Consider the following 18,387-nt stretch of genomic DNA (forward strand, 5'->3'; position numbering starts at 1 on the left):
CAAGAAGTAGCCGCTAGGTCAGCGTCCTACCGTAGCCCATTGCAGGCTATGGTTTGTTAAGTACATATTTCCCAATTTTTACGCAACCAGTTGGGCGCTGCGCAATCCCGCATCGAGGAACTGCAAAGCGCCGAATCGGTTTGATACATGGCCTAACCCCCGACTTGCCCCCGTATAGGGGCAGCCATCAAGAAAGGACGAGGATGCTTTTCTTTTTGCTTCGCATTCTCGCCAGCGCAATCACCCTCACGCAGCCAGCGCCGTGCACGCGCCAATGGCTAGTGAGTCACGAGGCCTCGACAGCCTATCCGGCTGCCGCCCACAGACGCTGGCGATCATGAATCGGGTGTTGGCATGCACGGCGCCAAGACCCGCCAAGAACTTCATTCACGACTTGCCGCCGTAAGCGGCAGCCTTCATCTTGGCGCCTCGGTGGGGCGCGTCCCGGAAGGGGCAAGACACTCAACAGGCAGCGGTTTGAGTCCGCGACAAAACGAGAGCCTGCCAATGCGCCGCTGGTTCGATTCCAGCGCGCCAAGATGATGGCTGCACCAGCGGTCGCAACGCGCACGGCGGCGTTCTCCACGGCGTCGTTACTCCTTTGCCAACATCCGTGCGGTTGCGTTTCCTGGGAAATCTCACAGAAATTCCGCCAGGAAGCTGCCGACTTGAGGCGGCAGAGGAATGGCGGCTCCTTTTACTGTATGGTTGAACATGTGTATATTGAGTGGCATAATCTAGCACATGCGCCGCATGAACATCTTTTTCCCTGAACCGCTGATTGCGGCGTTGAAAGCCTTGTCCAAAAATACCGGGCTTCCCGTGTCTGAGCACATCCGCCGCGCGATTGACGAATACCTGAAGCGCCAATGAGCACCAAGGTTTACCGCTACCGTGTGAAGTCGTTGAACGGCTTGCTGAACAAGCAGGCGCGGGCGGTTTCCTACGTCTGGAACTTCTGCAATGACACGCAGAAGCATGCGCTCAAGTGGCGCAAGCGGTGGCCTACCGGGTTCGATCTTGACAAGTTGACCGCGGGTAGCAGCAAGGAACTTGGCATCCATGCCGGCACCATCAATGCCGTTACCGCGCAATACGCCAAGTCTCGAAAGCAATTCAATCGGCCTTACCTTCGCTATCGCGGCAAGAAGTCGCTGGGCTGGGTGCCACTGAAAGGACGTGATCTGAAACGCGAGGGCAACGCCTTCCGGTTCGCTGGCAACACCTTCCGCGTGTTCAATTCCAGACCCCTGCCGGAAGGCAAGATCAAGGACGGAACCTGCTTTTCTCAAGACCGGCGCGGCAATTGGTTCTTGAATATCGTGGTTGAGGTGCCCGATGTGCAGGCCCGCCAGCCGTTGCGCGGCGTTGGAATCGACTTGGGCCTTAAAGACCTTGCCACCCTGTCCACCGGCGAAAAGATCAAGCACCCTCGGTGTTTCCGCCAACTTGAGGAAAGACTGGCTAAGGCTCAGCGGGCCGGGAAGAAGCGGCTTGCCGCGAAGATTCACGCGAAGATCGCCAACACCCGGCAAGACTTCTTGCATAAGGCCAGCACAGATATTGTGCGGCGCTTCGATTACATCGCTGTTGGCAATGTCAGCAGCGGCAAACTCGCCAAGACCAAGATGGCGAAAAGCGTCTATGACGCATCTTGGCATTCCTTCAAAAAGATGCTTGCGTACAAGTCGATTGCGAATGGCGCATGGTATGAAGAAGTGAATGAGGCTTTCTCGTCTGTAACCTGTTCTTCGTGCAATGCACGAAGCGGCCCTAACGGGCTGAAAGGCTTGCAAGTAAGGCAATGGGTATGTGCTGAGTGCGGTTGCGTACATGATCGTGACCAAAATGCTGCTCTGAATATCCTTGCCCGTGCGGGGCATCGCACGCCTGTAGAGGGAATCCGCCTGCTTTAGCTGGCGGAGGATGTCAAACATGTGGCCATCAAATTGCCCGCGCAGGGCGTGACCGGGCGCGCTGAAATAGCACCGGCAGAGTGGTGAAAGTCCATGATGCAAGCGGCAACCCCGCCTCTGCGAGCCGAACTCATCCTGATAGGTTGGGCTAAGGCAGCTCCGTGGAATGCGGAGCACCTTTTTTATGACGGGAAGGCGCGAATGGTGATCGCGCGGCGAATGGAAACAACCGGGCGGATAGAGCCTCCTAGGCCGGGTCTCCGGCTGCTATAAAAAACGGTGCGCCGCCCAACGCCGGAGCAACACCACCGGCCCCGTCACCCCTTACCCAGCCCGCACTACGCGGGCTTTTCTTTTTCGCGAAGCAATGCATCAGATTGAATTCGGCAGCGTCTGCAGCGGCAAGAGCCGCACGGGCCGCCCGGCGATTGATTTGCTGGGCCAGCGTTTTGGCCGCCCACCCAATACCCTGGAGCAAGACATGCAGAAGCAGTGCACCAAATGCGGCGAGACAAAGTTGCTCCCGGATGCTTTCCATCTTTCATCAAAGTCATCGGACGGCCACGCATCTTGGTGCAAAGCATGCGTGAACAGCATTCGTCGCGAAAACCGCAAGCGCACGTACACCACCGAGAACAAGCAGAAGTGGGCGATCAAGACTCGCTACGGCCTGACGCCCAGCGATGTGCAAGCGATGCTTGAAAAGCAGGGCGGCGCATGTGCCATTTGCGTTCTTCCGCTCACCAAGCACCACATCGACCACTGCCACACCACTGGCAAGGTGCGGGGGTTGCTTTGCCACAGGTGCAACACAAGACTGGGTGGCCTTGATGACAAGCAGTGGAGAGATGCCGCATTTCGCTATCTGGGGCTGCAGGCATGAACTTCATCTCCCTTTGCTCTGGTATTGAAGCGGCGAGCGTCGCGTTTGGCCCTTTGGGCTGGAAAGCCATCGCCTTCAGTGAAATTGAGGGGTTCCCATCTGCAGTTCTGGCCCATCACTACCCCACTGTCCGCAACTACGGGGACATGTCCCTGTTGCGCGACTGGCCCGATGAACTGTTTGCCGATGCTGACGCCATCGTTGGCGGCCCGCCATGCCAAGCGTTTTCCTGCGCTGGCGCGCGCCGCGGACTGCTCGATGCCAGAGGAAATCTCACCCTGATCTATGTGGAGCTAATCGACCATGCTGATGACATCAGAAGAAAGTATGGCAAGCCGCCAATTGTTGCTCTTTACGAGAACGTGCCTGGAATCTTCAGCGACAGAACCAACGCCTTTGGCTGCCTGGTTGGAGGTCTTGCGGGCGAAGACGTACCAGTTGTCCCACCAGGGAAGCGGTGGACGGACGCTGGTTGTGTGTTTGGACCCGAAAGAGCAGTGGCGTGGAGACTCTTCGACGCCCAATTTTTCGGATTGGCCCAACGACGCCGCCGTGTGTTCGTTGTCGCAAGTGCTCGACCGGGGTTTGATCCCGCAGCGGTTCTTTTTGAGTGGAACGGCCTGCGCCGGGATACTGCGCCGAGCCGAGAAACGCGGGAAGTCGCTCCCACCATCCCTGCACGCAGCACTGCAGGCGGTGGCCTTGGAACGGACTTCGACTGCGACGGAGGAGTAGTTCAGGTCTGTCCAACCCTGCGGGCGGGCGGGAACCGAACTGGTGGCGACAGGCCACCCGGAACCGATGTAGACACAGCCGACAGCCTGATCGTGCAGACGGCCCACACCCTGCGCGGCGAAGGCTTTGACGCCAGCGAGGACGGCACCGGGCGCGGCACGCCGCTGGTGCCGGTCAGCCCGATACCAATTGACATGCGCCAAGCGAGTCGCCCGGCGAACGTCAGCAACCCGAAGCCAGGCGACCCATGCCACCCGCTGGCCGCTGGGGCGCATGCGCCTGCGATTGCCTTTGACTGCAAAGCGTCTGGCCAAAACGGCTTTGGCGTAGGCGATGTGGCGTCAACCATGCGCGCCATGGGGCACGCTGGCAGCCACCAGAACGGCGGCGGCCATCAGGCTGTGGCACAGGGTATGCAAGTGCGCCGCCTAACGCCCGAGGAATGCGAAGCGCTGCAGGGATTCCCGCGTGGCTACACCGCCATACCTTGGCGCGGCAAGTCGGCTGACCAGTGCCCGGATGGCCCGCGCTACAAGGCGCTGGGCAACAGCTGGGCAGTGCACTGCGCGCGCTGGATCGGCCAGCGCCTAGAGCGCACCTATTCAACCAAGCCCGCTAGGCGGGCTTTTTCTTTGGAGCAGCCATGAACGCCCCTGACTTTGCCCTGCGCGAGCGAATCCGTGACGCCGCCCAGTTCCAGACCCGCGTTCGCTTTGCCGAGCTGGCGGCCAGGCGAGGCGATTTTCAGGCTACCTGCCGACGCTTGTTCGCGGCTGGCGTGCCTTACGACCAGTGCTACTGCGCGGCAAAAGCGCTGATTTTGAGTGTGAGGAGTGAAGCATGAGAACCCAGTACGCCGGCACACCCACCGGCACCGGCCCTGCCCTGCCGCAGTACCTAAGCGACGCCGAGGCGCGCCAACAAGACGAAGCAGCCTACGAGCGCGCCCTGTACCCAGCGCCCAGCGCAGCGGAACGAACACTGGAAGTGCTGACCGACGATCCAGACGAGTGCTTCATTGCTGCGGAAATCGGCGAATACGACGGCGAACGCGAAGCGCTGGGCCTGCTCCTGAGCGTGCTGGCCGACCACAAAGAGAACAAGACCGGGCGCGAGGCAGACATTCTGCGGCGCTGCGACCAGTTGATTGATCTCGTTTTCAAGAACCGGGGCGACGACTACTGGCGGGGCGTGGATCGGAGGAAGGCGATATGAGCTCGCCCCACGCACACGCCGAATTCCTGCGCGCCCTGGCCGATGGCGAGGTCATCGAAACGCGGCTTGAGGGCTGCGACGACGAGTGGGTGCCGGTCTTGAGTGCCAGTACCACTGCAATGCACATGCTGCTTAACCCGGCCATGTGGACAAACGCTAAGTACGAATTTCGAGTGGCACAGGAGGCCGCATGAACTGGATTCTCACCATGGTTCTGGTGACCACAGGCGCGACTTACGACGTGCCCATGCCAACACAGGCCAAGTGCGAAGCGCTGGCCAAAACCATCAACGCCAAAGACAAGGCGTACCACGCCGAATGCAAGGAGCAGAAATGATGCTGACCATCACCGCACCAGAAATGCGCGGCGCCACCGAATCACGGCGCGCCAACTTCACCACCACCAGCAAAGGAATCATCATCGGTGGATCGTGGCTCAAGAAGCCTACGCCATGGGATGCCCAGGCGATCAGCGGGCCGCACCGCAAGACTTTCATGCAGCGGCTTCGGGCGATGGCGGGGGCGGTATGACCCGCCCGTCCGGCCCAGTGCTGGCGCTCCTTCTGGTACTGGCCTTCCTATTCGCATTCGCTGGCTACCACGACGCACCCAGCGATACCGACGACCTAATCAACACCGCCGCCAATCTGACAGACGCCCAGGGTGCGGCTGTTTTGGCGGGGCTTTCGAGGAAGTGACATGAAACGCCTCCTTGACCTCATTCGCATCTACCGGCAGTACCGTCGCCATCACTCGCGCGCCCATGCTTGGCGCATCGCATGGGGCTGTGCGATTCAGGGTCTGCCTTTCTAGGAGCAAACATGGACAACATGAAACTGTGGCAATCGGTGTCCGTCACCGACCCGAAGGCAGTTAAGCCGATCACAGGCAAGCAATACAAGGGCAACAGCCCAAAGCCATACTGGATCATCCAGCGCGCGACAGAAACCTTTGGCCCATGCGGTCAAGGATGGGGTGTACAGGTCCTTGACGAGCGCTTTGAGCGCTTTGGCGAGCATGAGGCCTTGCACGTTGCCAAGGTGCGGGTTTGGTACATGCGGGACAACCAACGCTGCGAAATCGAGCAGATGGGTCAAACCCGCGCGGCCTATATGTCAGCCGCTGGCAAGCACATCGTGGATGAAGATGCGCCAAAGAAGTCCGTGACTGACGGCATGGTCAAGTGCTTATCTATGCTGGGTTTTGCTGGTGACATTTTCAGCGGCCGATGGGATGACTCGAAGTACGTCGAATGGGCCTCCGAAGAAACGCGCCGTCGCGAAACGCCACTTATTTCCGCTGAGCAGGCCGCAGAAATCAAACAGCTATTGCAGGACACCCAGAGCGACACCAAGAAGTTTCTCGCATGGGTGAGCAAAGGCTGTGGAATGACAGTGGCTAGCGTGGACGAGATGCCCGCTGACGCTTACACCCCGTCCGTAAAAAGCCTCAAAGAAAAACAGAAGGTGCCCGCATGAGCCTGACCCTATATGAACTCAAAGGCCAGTGGCTAGCCCTGGCAGAAAAGCTGTCTGACATGGACCTGGATGCGGACACCATCGCAGACACCATCGAAGGCTCGGATGAGCAGCTTGCACTTGAGGAAAAGGTGCAGGGCTATGAGCTAGTTGCCCGCACGATGGAGGCACCTCGCCAGGCCATCCAGGCGGAAATCAAGCGGCTACAGACGCTGGACAAGGCCATTAGCGCTCGTACCGACGCCCTACGCAAGCGAGTGCAGGACACGATGACCGAATTGGGCATCCAAAAGATAGCTTGCCCGCTGTTCGAGGTTCGCATCCAGAAAAATCCGCCAGCCGTCGAAGTGTTTGACGAGCAGATGATCCCATCCATGTTCTGGCGCACGCCCGACCCGGTGCTGGACAAGGCATTGCTCAAGGAGCACATGAAAGCGGGCGAGGAAATCCCCGGCGCCCGGCTGATTCAAGGCGAGAGCCTGCGCGTGAAGTAACCCCAACCCCCGCCCTGCATGTGGGGCGGCTTTTTGAAAGAGAACCATGAACGTAATCACCATTGCCGGGAATCTGGGCAAAGACATTGAAATTCGCCGCACCCCGAACGGCGATGCGGTTGGCTCGTTTTCTGTTGGCGACAGTCAGGGGCAAGACAAGCCGACCATTTGGTGGCGCTGCCAGCTCTGGGGAAAGAGGGCTGAAGCGCTCGCGCCCTTTTTGCTGAAGGGACAGCCTGTCACAGTGTCAGGCGAGGTAACGGAGCGTGAGTACACCGACAAAGACAACCAGCAGCGCAAGGCGCAAGAGGTGCGCGTGAACAACGTAAAGCTGCAAGGAAGCAAGCAGGGCAGCGCACCCGCGCCAGCACCGCAGGCACGGCGCGCACCGGCTCCGGCTCCGCATCAGGGTGGTTCATCGGGCTTTGACGATATGGACTCAGATGTCCCGTTCACCGACCCCCTAAAGCGCCGCGCCCTAGCGCTTTCAATCTAACCCACCCAGCCCTCCCAGCGAGGGCTTTTTTACGCACAAACCATGTCCCGAATCAACGCAACCGAACTCACCATCACCAATGACCCGTACATCAGCGGGCGAATTGTCCGATCCAAGTACGACCCGATCTTTGAGCAAATCGAAGTAGGCCAGCGCATCGTCTGTCCGCAGGGCACTGCCGCGCGCCTTGCGGTGCAGTTTCGCAAGTGGCTGGCTTCACACGGCTATTCCGATGTTGAAGTGAAGGCGCGGGAACGCTGCGCCGATGGCCAGGGCGGCGTGTGGTGGCTGGCTGGCGAGAAGAAGGCGCAGACACGCTGGAATACGCCAGGGAACAAGGCGCCACTGCGGAAAGCGACGTGATGACCACGAGTGCGCGTCAAGCCTCGGCCTTCAGGCCGGGGAAGGAAAGCGCGAAGCCCTTCAGGGCTTCTTTGGGCGCCACCGATCAATCAGCAGCCGTAGCGCAGGAACACCAGCCATGCGAACCTTTTCCCATTGCGCGCGCGTGAGCCGCAGCGTGCCATGCACCAATTCCTTATCCGGCGCGACAGGCGGGCGCCCGGTCTTTTTTCGTTCTTCCATGCCTGAATTATCCGTGGCACGAGAACAGCTTGCAAGCGTCGTATTTTCGTGCCACAATAACGCCATGCAGACGGCAGTGAAGACACTCAAGATTCGCATCAAGGACAAGCACGCCAGTGTGCTTCGGCGCATGGCGCGCGACGTGAATCAGGTGTTCAACTTCGCCAACGAAACCAGCAGCCGCGCCATCCGTGAGCGTGGCAAGTGGCTGAGCGCCTACGACCTACAGAAGCTCACCGCCGGCTACAGCAGGTGCGATGGCGTTACGGTCGGCAGCGGCACAGTGCAACTGGTGTGCGTGGAGTACGCCACACGCCGCAAGCAGTTCAAGAAGACCCGCCTCAACTGGCGCGTCAGCAACCCGAAGTCGCCCAAGTATTCGCTTGGCTGGATTCCATTCAAGGGCGGGCACGCCAAGTACAAGTCGGGCCAAGTCCAGTTTGGTGGGCACAAATTCAGCCTGTGGGACAGCTATGGCCTGAGCCGCTTTGAGCTGCGAGCCGGATCGTTCAACGAAGACAGCCGTGGACGCTGGTATTTCAATGTCGCCGTCGAGGTCGAGGTTCTCCCCAGCCAGGGGGCATCGGCTGTCGGCATCGACTTGGGGCTGAAAGAGTGCGCCACCACAAGCGACGGCGACAAGCTGCAAGGACGGTGGTTCCGCGAGCTTGAGCCGCAACTTGCAGCCGCGCAGAGGGCGCGGAAGAAAAAGCGCGTCAAGGCGATACACGCCAAGATTGCGAATCGCCGCAAGGATGCAATCCACAAGTTCACCACGCACCTTGTGAAAAACAACGCCGCCATCTTCGTGGGCGACGTGGCTAGCGCCAAGCTGGTCAAAACCAAGATGGCCAAGTCCACACTGGATGCGGGCTGGGCCATGTTCAAAACCGCTTTGGAATACAAGTGCCGTCAGGCAGGAGTGGTTTTTGAGGTAGTCAACGAAGCGTATTCAACCCAGGCGTGTTCTTCATGCGGAAGCGTGGAGGGGCCGAAAGGCTCGAACGACCTAGGAATAAGGCGATGGACTTGTAGTTGCGGCGCGGAACACGACCGCGACGTGAACGCTGCGAAGAACATCGCCCGATTCGGACTGGAATCGCTAGCAGTAGGAGCCCCAGCATGAGCACGGATTTTCAGAATCCCCGTGCTTCAGCGCGGGGAGCAGTCAAAGCAGAGGATATGCTGCCGTTTGAGATCAAGGCAGGCGAACGCATCGCCCAGGCCAAGGTTCAAGACGCCCCGCAATACCGCCTCGAATGGGCAGACGACCTGTCCGCGACGGCGCGGGGTGTTGGCGGGTTTGGCAGTAGCGGGGCCTAGCCATGCAATGGATTTGCACCGACTGCGCTGCCAAGCGCGGCAGCTTCAACCCCGATGGGCACATCGCTACTTGGCACGTTGGCGAGTGCGACGTGTGCCACGAACAGAAGCCAGTGACGGAGCCGAGGGACTTCCGGCCACGGCCTGACGCAGAAGGAACACCATGAAACCCAAAAAAATCTACGGCCCTTGGATCAAGTGGCACGGCGGCGAGTGCCCTGTGCCTCCAGACACACTGGTGGAGGTGCGACTCCGAATTGGGGAGCGAGGGAAGCCAGTCGCTGCAGGCGCCTACGACTGGCCGCACAGTGATGAAGACGGTGACATCGTTGAATACCGCATCGTCCCCGAGCAACCCGATCTCGACGCCGCAGAGAATCTGTTGCGCGCCAACGGCTACACCATCATCCCGCCAGTCAAGCCGCTCACGTTCGATGACGTGGCGCCGATGAAGGAAGCGCCGGAAATTGGAACGTGGTACTGGCTGGTTCAGCCTTTTAATAGTCGAGGGGTAGAGAGTTTTGCCTGGTGCGGCGATGGGTATGACTTGGACGCTTTGCGACACCGCATGGCCTACCGCGATAGAGAGCATGCCCTGATCGCAGCGCGGCACATCTTTGGATTGAAGGGGGGTGAACTGTGACCACACCACGACAACGTGCGGAGCTTGCGACCCTGTATTACTCGGATAGAACATTGAAATGTTGGGTGAAAGATAATAGCGACCGCTGGGTCCCGTTGCGCGATCCCAACTTCAAATCAAGCGCCCTCGAATACTACGTTGGCCACGAACCCCCGCCACCTGACAAGCACACCATCACCCTGACCGTGAATGGCAAAGAGTGGGTGTTGCCCGAGCCGTTGAGGGAGGAGCCAGAAAAAGGCGCAGAGTATTGGATCGTTAACAATGCAGTGAACTCCGGGGCTATGTGCCTGCACTGGGATGGCCAGATTGGCGAACGTTTGGCGCTCAACCACAACACCATTCACGCCACATCCGACGACGCCCAAGCATGGGCCGAGTTCGACAAGTGGTGTAGGGGAGGCGGGGCGTGAGTTCCGTTGTAATCGCCGTTCTCGCCGGCCTGCCAAGCGCCCATGAACTCGCGGGCAGGCATGTCCACCTTGGGAAGCTCAAGGCAGTGCAAACGTGCTGCGTGGGAGAGCCATCATGACCATCAGTGCGTTCCCTGTGCTTGAACGAGGAGGCAGCGGCCTTGAGTTGACCGACCCTGGTATGACGCTTCGCGACTATTTCGCGGCTCGGGCGATTGGGCCGCTGCTGCAGCAGATCGAAGTCTACCCAGATGAGAACTGGCGCATAGCTCTCGCAATTGACGCATATGCAATGGCTGACGCCATGCTTGTAGCGCGAGAAAGGGCGCCATCATGACCACCGACACCGAAACCCAGCAGATTACCCATGTCGCCATCAGTTACGCGGGCCGCATCTGGTCGTTACCCGCGCCGAACCGACACCACGACGTTATCCGGTTCATCGCCAAAGAAACTGGATCGGGCCTGTACGGCCCGCACAGCGAAGGCTTTCTCACCGAGAACGGCACATACCTTGATCGCCTCTCTGCCCGCTGGCTCGCTGAGAGTACCGGCCAGTTCAAGCGCGCAGCCGGTGGAACGCAAAGCCCCCACCTATTTTCGGAGGATTTATGGTGACAGACACCGAAGCGCTGCGGGCGAAGTTTGAGGCGTGGTTCTCGGGCGGCTTCCCACGCTCAGTCGAGCGCAACGTAGACGGCGAGTACAAGTACATGCCGGCCGACTCTGCATGGCGAACCTACCAAGCCGGCCACGCTGCCGCCAAGGCTGAGACTGCGGATGTGGGGGAGCCAGCGGCGTGGATGGCCGTGGTGACGCACTCACGCTCGCAAGGACCGCAGGCGCACTTTGTATCTGATGCCAAGCTGGCAAGGCAGTGGGATTACAACGGCGTTGTTGATGGCGAGCCGTGCATCGTGCAGCCCCTATTCACAGCCCACCAGCTTGCCGCTGCGGTGGCTGCAGCGCGGGAGAAATGCGCTGGTATCGTGAACGAACTCCGCATGGAATGCGCCCGCCGCAACATGCCCGAATCGGCGACCATGCTGTGGCACGCGGAGGACGCCATCCGCGCAGGGGCGAAGGAGCCGAGCGATGGCTAGCCGCAGAGCACGCCAGCGCCGTGACAAGCGGGCGCCGATACCCGACTTTGACGAACAACGCCCCGCCTAGCGGGCTTTCTTTTTGGAGGAACGCATGAGCGCACTACCGTTTCTCAGTGAGGACGAGGTAGACACCTTGTGTAAGCCGCTAACACAGCGCGCGGCCCAACTGCGCAAGCTGTGTAGCCTGCTGGGGGTGAAAGAGCTGCCCCGGCGCCCCGATGGGTTCCCGCTGGTCGGGCGCAAAATGGCTGAGGCGAAGCTGAACCACGACAAACCGATCCAACCTGGGCAATTCAACTGGAGCAAGTGATGGGACGCAAACGCGAGCGAGCCAGCGGGTTTGGCCTGCTTCCAAGGATGGAGGCTCGCCCGCACGCGAATGGTCAAACGGTGACCTACCGCTACCACCCCGTCGGCGGGAAGCCGATCAACCTGGGCACAGATCGCCACACCGCGATGCAGCGGGTCATGGATTTGCTGGGGACGGGTTCGGACGCGGGGACGCTCACCGAACTGTGGCGCACCTACCGAGAACTCCCCCAATGGAACGAGCTGGCCCCCGCCACCCAGAAGGACTATGACAAGTCCAGTAAACACCTGCTGAGGGTCATGGGCGCCGTGCCTGCCGGGCAAATCCGACCGGCAGACATTGCCCGGTATCTTCGGGTGGAGCGGGCCTCAGCGCCCGTCCGGGCCAACCGGGAAGTCGCCCTGCTCTCCAACCTGCTGAACGTGGCCGTGGAGCGCGGCGACATCGAGGTGAATCCCTGCCGTCAGGTGCGCCGGAACAAAGAGGTGCCACGCACCGAGGCGCCGGAGCCGAAGGAGCTGCGCCGGTTCCTCGAATGGCTGGACACCCAATCACCACAGCGCCGGATGCTGGGCCTAATGGCTGAGTTTGCGTCTCGAGCTGGATCGCGCCGGGTGGAGTTCTTGGGGTTAACCCTGCCGCAGATTGATGATGAGGCCGGACTGATCCGGCTTTTCCGGGCCAAGCAGCATGGTGGCAAGCGCAAGGCTGAGGCCGTGATGATTGACGGCGGCATGCAGAGCTTGGTCGAGCGCCTGAAAGCCCTTCCACGGCCCGATACGAGCCTTTCCGTGTTCACCAACAGGGACGGCAACCCGTACACGGAAGAAGCGTTTTCGACCCTTTGGCAGCGGATCATGGTCAAGGCCGAGGCAACTGGCGTGATTGAGCGCCGGTTCACCTTCCACGACTTGCGGGCCTACTACACCACCCAGCACAAAGAAATCCTGGGCGAACTGCCAGAAATTCACGCCAACAAGGCCACCACGGCGCGCGTTTACGACCGTTCCAAGGTGTCAAAACGCCGCGCCATCTGAGGCCGGATATTCCCACGATGGGTCTATATGGGAATATTCTGATGGTTTCGCATCAACTTTGATAGCGCAAAACCCGCGTGAATATTGGTAGGGCGTGCAGGGCTCGAACCTGCGACCAAGGGATTATGAGTCCCCTGCTCTAACCAACTGAGCTAACGCCCCAGACCAGCCACAATTCTAGGCGCTGCCCGCGGGCTTGCCCTGGCTGAGCGCGTTGCTGACCAATCGCGAGGTGATGTCGACGATCTGGATCATGCGGTCATAGGGCATGCGCGTGGGGCCGATCACGCCCAGCGTGCCCACAACCTTGCCGTCGACCTCGTACGGCGCACTGACCACCGAGAGCTCTTCGATGGGCACCGTCTGGCTCTCGCCGCCAATGTAGATGCGCACGCCCTCGGCCTCGCTGGAGACATCCAGCAGCCGGATCAGCTGCGCCTTCTGCTCAAACAGGTCAAATGCGCGGCGGAGCTGGTTCATGTCGGACGAAAAATCGGACACGGCGAGCAAATTGCGCTCGCCCGATATCACGACCTGCTCCTGCGCCTGCGTCATCGCGTCAGAGCCGGCGGCCACCGCCGCCTGCATCAAGGTGGCGATCTCGCCGCGCAAGCGATCCACCTCCTGGCGCAGGCGCGAGCGCACCTGATCAATCGCCATGCCAGAGAAATGCGTGTTGAGGTAGTTCGCCGCCTCCTGCAACGCGGATGCCGAATAGTCGGTTTCCGTGAACAGCACGCGGTTCTGGACGTCACCGTCTGGCGCCACGATGATCAGCAGCAGGCGACGCTCCGACAGCCGCAGGAACTCAATGTGGCGAAACACCGAACTGCGCCGCTGCGTCATCACCACACCGACAAAACTCGACAGGTTGGACAGCAGTTGCGCCGCGTTGGCGATGACTTTCTGGGGCTGGTCAGCGGCCAGCGCGGGCGTCTCAAGCTGGCCGCGCTCGGCGGTCAGCATGGTGTCGACAAACAGCCGATAGCCCCTCGGCGTGGGCACGCGACCGGCTGAAGTATGGGGACTCACAATCAGCCCAAGGCCTTCCAGATCGGCCATCACATTGCGGATGGTCGCAGGCGACAACTCAAGCCCGGGCGCGCTGGACAAGGTGCGCGAACCCACCGGTTGCCCATCGGCGATGTAGCGCTCGATCAGGGTCTTCAGCAGCAGTCGCGCACGGTCATCCAGCATTGAAATCATTATGATGTAATTTGCCGATGAGCCTTCAGTTCCCCCGCGTCGCCGTCGTAGGCAAATACCAGGATTCACCCTCGGGTGCGGCGGTCGAATCCACCCGGGAAGTGATCGCCGATATCGCCGATTTCCTGCGCGTCCAGGGCTGCGATGTCGCGCTGGCCGAGCGCACAGCCCAAACCACTGGCCTGGACACGTATCCCACACTGGCTGTCCCTGCGATCGGCAATGAGTGCGACTTGGCCGTGGTGGTCGGAGGCGACGGCACGATGCTGGGCATCGGCCGACAGCTCGCACGCTATGGCACGCCGCTCATCGGCATCAACCAGGGGCGGCTGGGTTTCATCACCGACATTCCGCTGGGGGAATACCAGGAGTTTCTGCCCGCCATGCTGCACGGGGCCTACGAGGAGGACCACCGCAGCCTGATGCACGGCACGGTGCTGCGGGACGGCCAACCCGTGTTTGAAGCGTTCGCGATGAACGACGTCGTGGTCAACCGGGGCGCTGTGGCCAGCATGGTCGAGCTTCGGGTAGAAGTGGATGGGCGATTTGTCGCCAACCACCGCGCAGACGGCATCATCATCGCCACCCCGACCGGCTCAACGGCCTACGCACTGTCAGCGGGTGGGCCGCTGCTGCACCCGCTCGTGCCGGCGTGGGCGCTGGTGCCGATCGCGCCCCACACATTGTCGAATCGCCCCATTGTGCTGGCCGATCCCGTGGAAATCGCGATCGAGATCGTCGCAGGCAAGGACGCCAGCGCGAGCTTCGATATGCAGTCGGTCACGTCCCTGCACCACGGCGACCGGATCGTGGTTCGACGCTCGGACTTTCGCGTGCGCTTTCTGCACCCCAAGGGCTGGAGCTATTTCGACACGCTGCGCGAAAAGTTGCACTGGAACGAGGGCGGGGTCTGACGTCATGGCATTGCGGCATCTGAGCCTGCGCGACTTCGTGATCGTTGATGCGCTGGAACTCGATCTTGAGGCCGGTTTCACCGCGCTGACCGGCGAAACGGGGGCGGGCAAGTCGATCCTGATCGATGCGCTCCAACTGGTCCTGGGCGGCCGGGGTGATGCCTTGTGGGTGCGCGAAGGCCAGGGGCGCTGTGACATCGCGGCAGAGTTTGACGTTCCAGCCGGCGCCAGCGAGTGGCTTGCAGACCAAGGGTTTGACTCGGGCGCTGACGCGCTGCTGCTGCGACGAACCATCGACGCCTCCGGCAAGAGCCGCGCCTGGATCAACGGCTCGGCCGCTACCCTGACGCAGCTGCGAGAGCTCAGCGAGTGGCTCGTCGACATTCACGGCCAGCACGCCTGGCAAAGCCTGACACGCCCTGCCGCCGTGCGTGCACTGCTGGACGGCTACGCCGGAGCCGACTTGCGGGCGCTTCAATCTGCATGGGACGCGTGGCAACAAGCCAAGGCGGCCTTGGCAACAGCTCGTGGCGCCCAGGACAACCTGGCGCGCGAGCGAGATCGTTTGCAGTGGCAGATCGGCGAGCTCGACAAACTGGCCCCCAGCGAAAACGAATGGGATGAGCTCAACCAACGCCATACGCGTCTGGCCAATGCGCAAGCGCTGATCGATGGCGCCTCTTCCGCGGCAAGCATCCTGGAGGGAGACGATGAAGGTGCGGCCCTTGCCTGCCTTCATCGCGCGCTGGCCCAACTGCAGGCATTGCAGGATATTGAGCCCGAGTTCCGGGCGATGGCGGAGGTGCTGGAAGCCACCATCGCGCAAGCGCAGGACACCGTGCACGGCCTGCACGCCTATTTGCGCCGTGCGGACGTCGATCCTCAGGCGCTGGCGGCATTGGATGACAGGTTGGCGCTGTGGCTGTCGCTGGCACGGCGCTACCGTCGGCCGCCGGAAGAATTGCCCGCCTTGCTGACGTCATGGCGACAAGAACTGACGGCGCTGGACGCGTCGGCCGACTTGGAGCAGTTGGAAACGGCAGCGAACCAGGCCGCCTCTGTCTACGTCAGCGAAGCACAACGCATATCCACGTTGCGCAGCACGGCCGCACCCCAACTGGCGGCAGCGGTCACCGACAGCATGCAGACGCTGGGCATGCAGGGCGGCGTTTTCCAGGTGGCGTTGGACCGGCTCGACGCGCCTTCGGCCCATGGCCAGGAATCGGTGCAATTTCTGGTTGCAGCGCATACTGGGTCAGCGCCACGCGCTATCGATAGAGTAGCATCCGGCGGCGAGCTTTCCCGGCTTGCGCTGGCCATTGCGGTAACCACCAGTGAACTGGGGAGCGCGAACACGTTGGTGTTCGATGAGGTCGACTCGGGCGTGGGCGGAGCGGTCGCGTCCACGGTCGGCCGGCTGCTGCAACGTCTCGGTCAGGATCGCCAGGTGCTGTGCGTCACCCACCTTCCGCAAGTGGCCGCCTGTGCCGATCATCACCTGCTGGTGCGCAAACAGACGGCCCCCTCCGGCACCACCAGTTCGGTGGCACCGATTGACAGCGACGCGCGCACCAGGGAAATCGCCCGCATGCTGGGCGGGGAGCGCCTTTCTGACACCTCGCTCGCGCATGCCGAGGAGATGCTGCAGGCACCTTCCCTATCCACCCAGCAAGGCGGACGCAGCCGAAAGGCCCGCGCATGACCAAGGAGCTGGTCGTCATCACCGGCATGTCGGGGTCGGGCAAGTCGATTGCGTTGCACGCGCTGGAGGACGCAGGCTACTACTGCGTCGACAACCTGCCGCCTGAGCTGTTGGAGCCGCTGCTCGCACTGGAAACCGGGCGGGGTGAACGCAAGCTCGCCATCGCCATCGACGTGCGCAGCGGGCAATCGCTGCCACAGCTGCCCTTGCTGCTGCATGGCCTGGGCGACAAGGGCATCGCTCTGCGCCTGCTGTTTCTGGACGCCAACGACCAGACGCTGGTGCGGCGTTTCTCCGAGACACGCCGCCGCCACCCGCTCTCGCTGCCCGGAGAAACCGCCGACGCCCAGACGCTGACCCAAGCCATCGCGCGCGAGCGCCATCTGCTGGCCGACCTGCGTGACCGATCACACGTGATGGATTCGAGCTTCCTGCGCAGCGCGCAGTTGGTCGCGTATGTGAAGGAGCTGATTGCCGCCCCATCGGCGCTGTTGACGCTGGTGTTCGAGTCGTTTGCCTTCAAGCGCGGCGTCACCCTGGATGCCGACTACGTGTTCGACGTGCGCATGCTGCCGAACCCGCACTATGAACCTGTCTTGCGCCCACTGACAGGCCGCGATCAGCCGGTGATTGAATTTCTGGACGCGCAACCGGATGCGCAGCGCATGCTGGCGGACATCGAGGGGTTTCTGCGTCATTGGCTTCCGGCCATGGCGCGTGACCACCGAAGCTACGTCACCGTGGCGATTGGATGCACAGGCGGGCAGCACCGCTCGGTCTATCTGGTCGAGAAATTGGCGGCCATGTTCAACGCGGATTGGTCCAGTCTGCGCCGCCACCGGGAGCTGGACGGTCTGTGAACAGCGCTGCCTGAGCGGGCACTGGCGCGCCCAGGAATCGCCGGATCGGCGCTGGTAAGCCCAGCGCAGGCCAAGCCAAGGGCGCATACCAAGCGCCTTCGCCCGTGCCGAGCACAGCCCCGGCCGACACCTCTGGAACCGAGACAAAGTGCAAATCCAGATCCCGGTGCGTTAGCACGTGTCTGACCGGCGCATGCTCAACCATCCTGGTCTGCAGTGCTGGCGGCAACGTTGCCAGCAACGCATCCCGGTCTTCAAACGCCGGCAGACAATGCAGCGCAGCCCAGATACCGCTCGCAGGGCGCTGAACCAGCCAGACCCTGTCCTGACCATCCAGCGCGTGCAAGAGCCAGATCGTCTGCTGACTGCGCCGCACCCGCTTCGTCTTGACGGGGTACTTCTGTGGGGCACCTTCGCGCCTGGCCACGCAGTGCGCCGCCAAGGGGCAAGCAACGCAGGTTGGCCGACTGCGCGTGCAAACCTTGGCGCCCAGATCCATCAGGCCTTGGGTATAGGCCGGCATTGACCGCGCAAGATCTCTTGTCGGGAGCGCCTGCTCGGCGCGCTGCCACAGCGCCCGTTCATGCGCCGCCACACTCAGATCGTCCGACACGCCCCAGGCACGTGTCAGCACCCGCTTCACGTTGCCATCCAGGATGGCTGCCCGCTCGCCGAAACAGAAGGCGGCGATTGCAGCAGCGGTCGAGCGTCCAATGCCTGGCAGGGTGGACAGTGCGGCGGCGGACCGCGGAAACCCGCCGCCGTACTCGCTCACCACCACGGTCGCGCAGCGATGCAGGTTGCGCGCACGCGAGTAGTAACCCAATCCGCTCCACAAGCCGAGCACGTCTTCCAGCGGCGCCTGCGCCAGACTGAAAACATCGGGAAACCGCGCCAGGAAACGCGGGTAGTAATCCAGCACCGTGCTCACCTGCGTCTGCTGCAGCATGATTTCGGACAACCAGACCCGGTACGGGTCGCGGGTGTTCTGCCACGGGAGATCGTGTCGGCCTGCCTGTCGCTGCCAGGCAATGACCTGGTCAGCCAACTCCCTCACGTCGTCCGTCACGC

At 61.6% G+C, this 18,387-nt stretch carries 28 protein-coding genes and 1 tRNA gene; 25 read left to right on the forward strand and 4 right to left on the reverse strand.

What is annotated here, in order from left to right; translation table 11 throughout:
• Nucleotides 1-753: 753 nt before the first annotated feature.
• The 13 genes from FVQ98_RS10420 (at nt 754) to FVQ98_RS10475 (ending at nt 7,580) form a co-directional block, all read left to right on the forward strand.
• Nucleotides 754-873: a ribbon-helix-helix protein, CopG family gene (locus tag FVQ98_RS10420; protein WP_187265698.1), complete on the forward strand. Its 120-nt coding sequence runs from the start codon at nt 754-756 to the stop codon at nt 871-873.
• Complete coding sequence (locus tag FVQ98_RS10425) at nt 870-1,916, forward strand: RNA-guided endonuclease InsQ/TnpB family protein (RefSeq protein ID WP_147913380.1); 1,047 nt, start codon at nt 870-872, stop codon at nt 1,914-1,916. Before FVQ98_RS10420 ends, FVQ98_RS10425 begins: the two co-directional genes overlap by 4 nt.
• Before the next feature lie 367 nt (nt 1,917-2,283).
• Nucleotides 2,284-2,799, forward strand: a complete 516-nt coding sequence (locus tag FVQ98_RS10430; protein ID WP_147913381.1) for an endonuclease VII domain-containing protein — start codon at nt 2,284-2,286, stop codon at nt 2,797-2,799.
• The gene (locus FVQ98_RS10435; protein WP_147913382.1) at nt 2,796-4,181 is read left to right on the forward strand and encodes a DNA cytosine methyltransferase; all 1,386 of its coding nucleotides are present in this window, start codon (nt 2,796-2,798) and stop codon (nt 4,179-4,181) included. Before FVQ98_RS10430 ends, FVQ98_RS10435 begins: the two co-directional genes overlap by 4 nt.
• The gene (locus FVQ98_RS10440) at nt 4,178-4,378 is read left to right on the forward strand and encodes a hypothetical protein (protein WP_147913383.1); all 201 of its coding nucleotides are present in this window, start codon (nt 4,178-4,180) and stop codon (nt 4,376-4,378) included. Before FVQ98_RS10435 ends, FVQ98_RS10440 begins: the two co-directional genes overlap by 4 nt.
• The gene (locus tag FVQ98_RS10445; RefSeq protein WP_147913384.1) at nt 4,375-4,749 is read left to right on the forward strand and encodes a hypothetical protein; all 375 of its coding nucleotides are present in this window, start codon (nt 4,375-4,377) and stop codon (nt 4,747-4,749) included. The genes FVQ98_RS10440 and FVQ98_RS10445 overlap by 4 nt, the downstream gene beginning before the upstream one ends.
• Complete coding sequence (locus FVQ98_RS10450) at nt 4,746-4,943, forward strand: hypothetical protein (RefSeq protein WP_147913385.1); 198 nt, start codon at nt 4,746-4,748, stop codon at nt 4,941-4,943. The genes FVQ98_RS10445 and FVQ98_RS10450 overlap by 4 nt, the downstream gene beginning before the upstream one ends.
• Nucleotides 4,940-5,086 (forward strand): hypothetical protein, encoded by a 147-nt coding sequence (locus FVQ98_RS19655; protein ID WP_187265699.1) that lies wholly within the window; start codon nt 4,940-4,942, stop codon nt 5,084-5,086. Before FVQ98_RS10450 ends, FVQ98_RS19655 begins: the two co-directional genes overlap by 4 nt.
• A complete protein-coding gene (locus tag FVQ98_RS10455) occupies nt 5,083-5,280 on the forward strand; it encodes a hypothetical protein (RefSeq protein ID WP_187265700.1) in 198 nt (65 codons plus the stop codon). Before FVQ98_RS19655 ends, FVQ98_RS10455 begins: the two co-directional genes overlap by 4 nt.
• Nucleotides 5,281-5,570: 290 nt before the next feature.
• Nucleotides 5,571-6,227 (forward strand): hypothetical protein, encoded by a 657-nt coding sequence (locus tag FVQ98_RS10460; RefSeq protein WP_147913387.1) that lies wholly within the window; start codon nt 5,571-5,573, stop codon nt 6,225-6,227.
• Nucleotides 6,224-6,721, forward strand: coding sequence for a siphovirus Gp157 family protein (locus FVQ98_RS10465; RefSeq protein WP_147913388.1), 498 nt, complete (start codon nt 6,224-6,226; stop codon nt 6,719-6,721). Before FVQ98_RS10460 ends, FVQ98_RS10465 begins: the two co-directional genes overlap by 4 nt.
• A gap of 46 nt (nt 6,722-6,767) precedes the next feature.
• Nucleotides 6,768-7,217, forward strand: coding sequence for a single-stranded DNA-binding protein (locus FVQ98_RS10470; protein WP_147913389.1), 450 nt, complete (start codon nt 6,768-6,770; stop codon nt 7,215-7,217).
• Between the two features lie 42 nt (nt 7,218-7,259).
• Nucleotides 7,260-7,580, forward strand: coding sequence for a hypothetical protein (locus tag FVQ98_RS10475; RefSeq protein ID WP_147913390.1), 321 nt, complete (start codon nt 7,260-7,262; stop codon nt 7,578-7,580).
• A 60-nt stretch (nt 7,581-7,640) separates the two neighbouring features.
• Here the strand turns inward: FVQ98_RS10475 and FVQ98_RS19660 are convergent, their stop codons facing one another.
• The gene (locus FVQ98_RS19660) at nt 7,641-7,802 is read right to left on the reverse strand and encodes a hypothetical protein (protein WP_187265701.1); all 162 of its coding nucleotides are present in this window, start codon (nt 7,800-7,802) and stop codon (nt 7,641-7,643) included.
• 64 nt (nt 7,803-7,866) lie between these two features.
• On the opposite strand from FVQ98_RS19660, the gene FVQ98_RS10480 reads away from it, so the two are divergent.
• The 9 genes from FVQ98_RS10480 (at nt 7,867) to FVQ98_RS10515 (ending at nt 12,634) form a co-directional block, all read left to right on the forward strand.
• Nucleotides 7,867-8,928, forward strand: a complete 1,062-nt coding sequence (locus tag FVQ98_RS10480) for an RNA-guided endonuclease InsQ/TnpB family protein (RefSeq protein ID WP_147913391.1) — start codon at nt 7,867-7,869, stop codon at nt 8,926-8,928.
• Nucleotides 8,925-9,125: a dCTP deaminase/dUTPase family protein gene (locus FVQ98_RS10485; RefSeq protein WP_147913392.1), complete on the forward strand. Its 201-nt coding sequence runs from the start codon at nt 8,925-8,927 to the stop codon at nt 9,123-9,125. Before FVQ98_RS10480 ends, FVQ98_RS10485 begins: the two co-directional genes overlap by 4 nt.
• 163 nt (nt 9,126-9,288) lie before the next feature.
• Nucleotides 9,289-9,768 (forward strand): hypothetical protein, encoded by a 480-nt coding sequence (locus tag FVQ98_RS10490; RefSeq protein ID WP_147913393.1) that lies wholly within the window; start codon nt 9,289-9,291, stop codon nt 9,766-9,768.
• On the forward strand, nt 9,765-10,181 hold the full coding sequence (locus tag FVQ98_RS10495) for a hypothetical protein (protein WP_147913394.1): 417 nt from the start codon (nt 9,765-9,767) through the stop codon (nt 10,179-10,181). The genes FVQ98_RS10490 and FVQ98_RS10495 overlap by 4 nt, the downstream gene beginning before the upstream one ends.
• A gap of 115 nt (nt 10,182-10,296) precedes the next feature.
• The gene (locus FVQ98_RS19665; RefSeq protein WP_187265702.1) at nt 10,297-10,518 is read left to right on the forward strand and encodes a hypothetical protein; all 222 of its coding nucleotides are present in this window, start codon (nt 10,297-10,299) and stop codon (nt 10,516-10,518) included.
• Nucleotides 10,515-10,799 (forward strand): hypothetical protein, encoded by a 285-nt coding sequence (locus FVQ98_RS10500; protein ID WP_147913395.1) that lies wholly within the window; start codon nt 10,515-10,517, stop codon nt 10,797-10,799. The genes FVQ98_RS19665 and FVQ98_RS10500 overlap by 4 nt, the downstream gene beginning before the upstream one ends.
• Nucleotides 10,793-11,284, forward strand: a complete 492-nt coding sequence (locus FVQ98_RS10505; protein ID WP_147913396.1) for a hypothetical protein — start codon at nt 10,793-10,795, stop codon at nt 11,282-11,284. The genes FVQ98_RS10500 and FVQ98_RS10505 overlap by 7 nt, the downstream gene beginning before the upstream one ends.
• A 94-nt stretch (nt 11,285-11,378) precedes the next feature.
• Nucleotides 11,379-11,597 carry a hypothetical protein gene (locus tag FVQ98_RS10510; protein ID WP_147913397.1) on the forward strand — a complete coding sequence of 73 codons (219 nt, stop codon included), beginning with the start codon at nt 11,379-11,381 and terminating at the stop codon, nt 11,595-11,597.
• Nucleotides 11,597-12,634 carry a tyrosine-type recombinase/integrase gene (locus tag FVQ98_RS10515; RefSeq protein ID WP_147913398.1) on the forward strand — a complete coding sequence of 346 codons (1,038 nt, stop codon included), beginning with the start codon at nt 11,597-11,599 and terminating at the stop codon, nt 12,632-12,634. Before FVQ98_RS10510 ends, FVQ98_RS10515 begins: the two co-directional genes overlap by 1 nt.
• 85 nt (nt 12,635-12,719) lie before the next feature.
• On the opposite strand, the gene FVQ98_RS10520 is transcribed toward FVQ98_RS10515, so the two are convergent.
• Both FVQ98_RS10520 and hrcA read right to left on the reverse strand, forming a co-directional pair.
• Nucleotides 12,720-12,796, reverse strand: a tRNA-Ile gene (locus tag FVQ98_RS10520).
• A gap of 15 nt (nt 12,797-12,811) precedes the next feature.
• Nucleotides 12,812-13,831, reverse strand: a complete 1,020-nt coding sequence (gene hrcA, locus FVQ98_RS10525; RefSeq protein WP_147913399.1) for a heat-inducible transcriptional repressor HrcA — start codon at nt 13,829-13,831, stop codon at nt 12,812-12,814.
• 26 nt (nt 13,832-13,857) lie between these two features.
• Between hrcA and FVQ98_RS10530 the strand changes: the two genes are divergently transcribed.
• The 3 genes from FVQ98_RS10530 to rapZ are packed head-to-tail and all read left to right on the forward strand — an operon-like array spanning nt 13,858 to nt 17,316.
• Nucleotides 13,858-14,754, forward strand: a complete 897-nt coding sequence (locus FVQ98_RS10530) for an NAD kinase (RefSeq protein WP_147913400.1) — start codon at nt 13,858-13,860, stop codon at nt 14,752-14,754.
• 4 nt (nt 14,755-14,758) lie between these two features.
• Nucleotides 14,759-16,456: a DNA repair protein RecN gene (recN, locus tag FVQ98_RS10535; RefSeq protein ID WP_147913401.1), complete on the forward strand. Its 1,698-nt coding sequence runs from the start codon at nt 14,759-14,761 to the stop codon at nt 16,454-16,456.
• Nucleotides 16,453-17,316: an RNase adapter RapZ gene (gene rapZ / locus FVQ98_RS10540; RefSeq protein WP_147913402.1), complete on the forward strand. Its 864-nt coding sequence runs from the start codon at nt 16,453-16,455 to the stop codon at nt 17,314-17,316. The genes recN and rapZ overlap by 4 nt, the downstream gene beginning before the upstream one ends.
• Here the strand turns inward: rapZ and mutY are convergent.
• On the reverse strand, nt 17,264-18,385 hold the full coding sequence (mutY, locus tag FVQ98_RS10545) for an A/G-specific adenine glycosylase (RefSeq protein WP_147913403.1): 1,122 nt from the start codon (nt 18,383-18,385) through the stop codon (nt 17,264-17,266). The two genes, rapZ and mutY, sit on opposite strands and share 53 nt — an antisense overlap.
• Nucleotides 18,386-18,387 lie beyond the last annotated feature (2 nt).

The organism is Ottowia flava, from assembly GCF_008017535.1.
Taxonomy (GTDB): Bacteria; Pseudomonadota; Gammaproteobacteria; order Burkholderiales; family Burkholderiaceae_C; genus Ottowia; species Ottowia flava.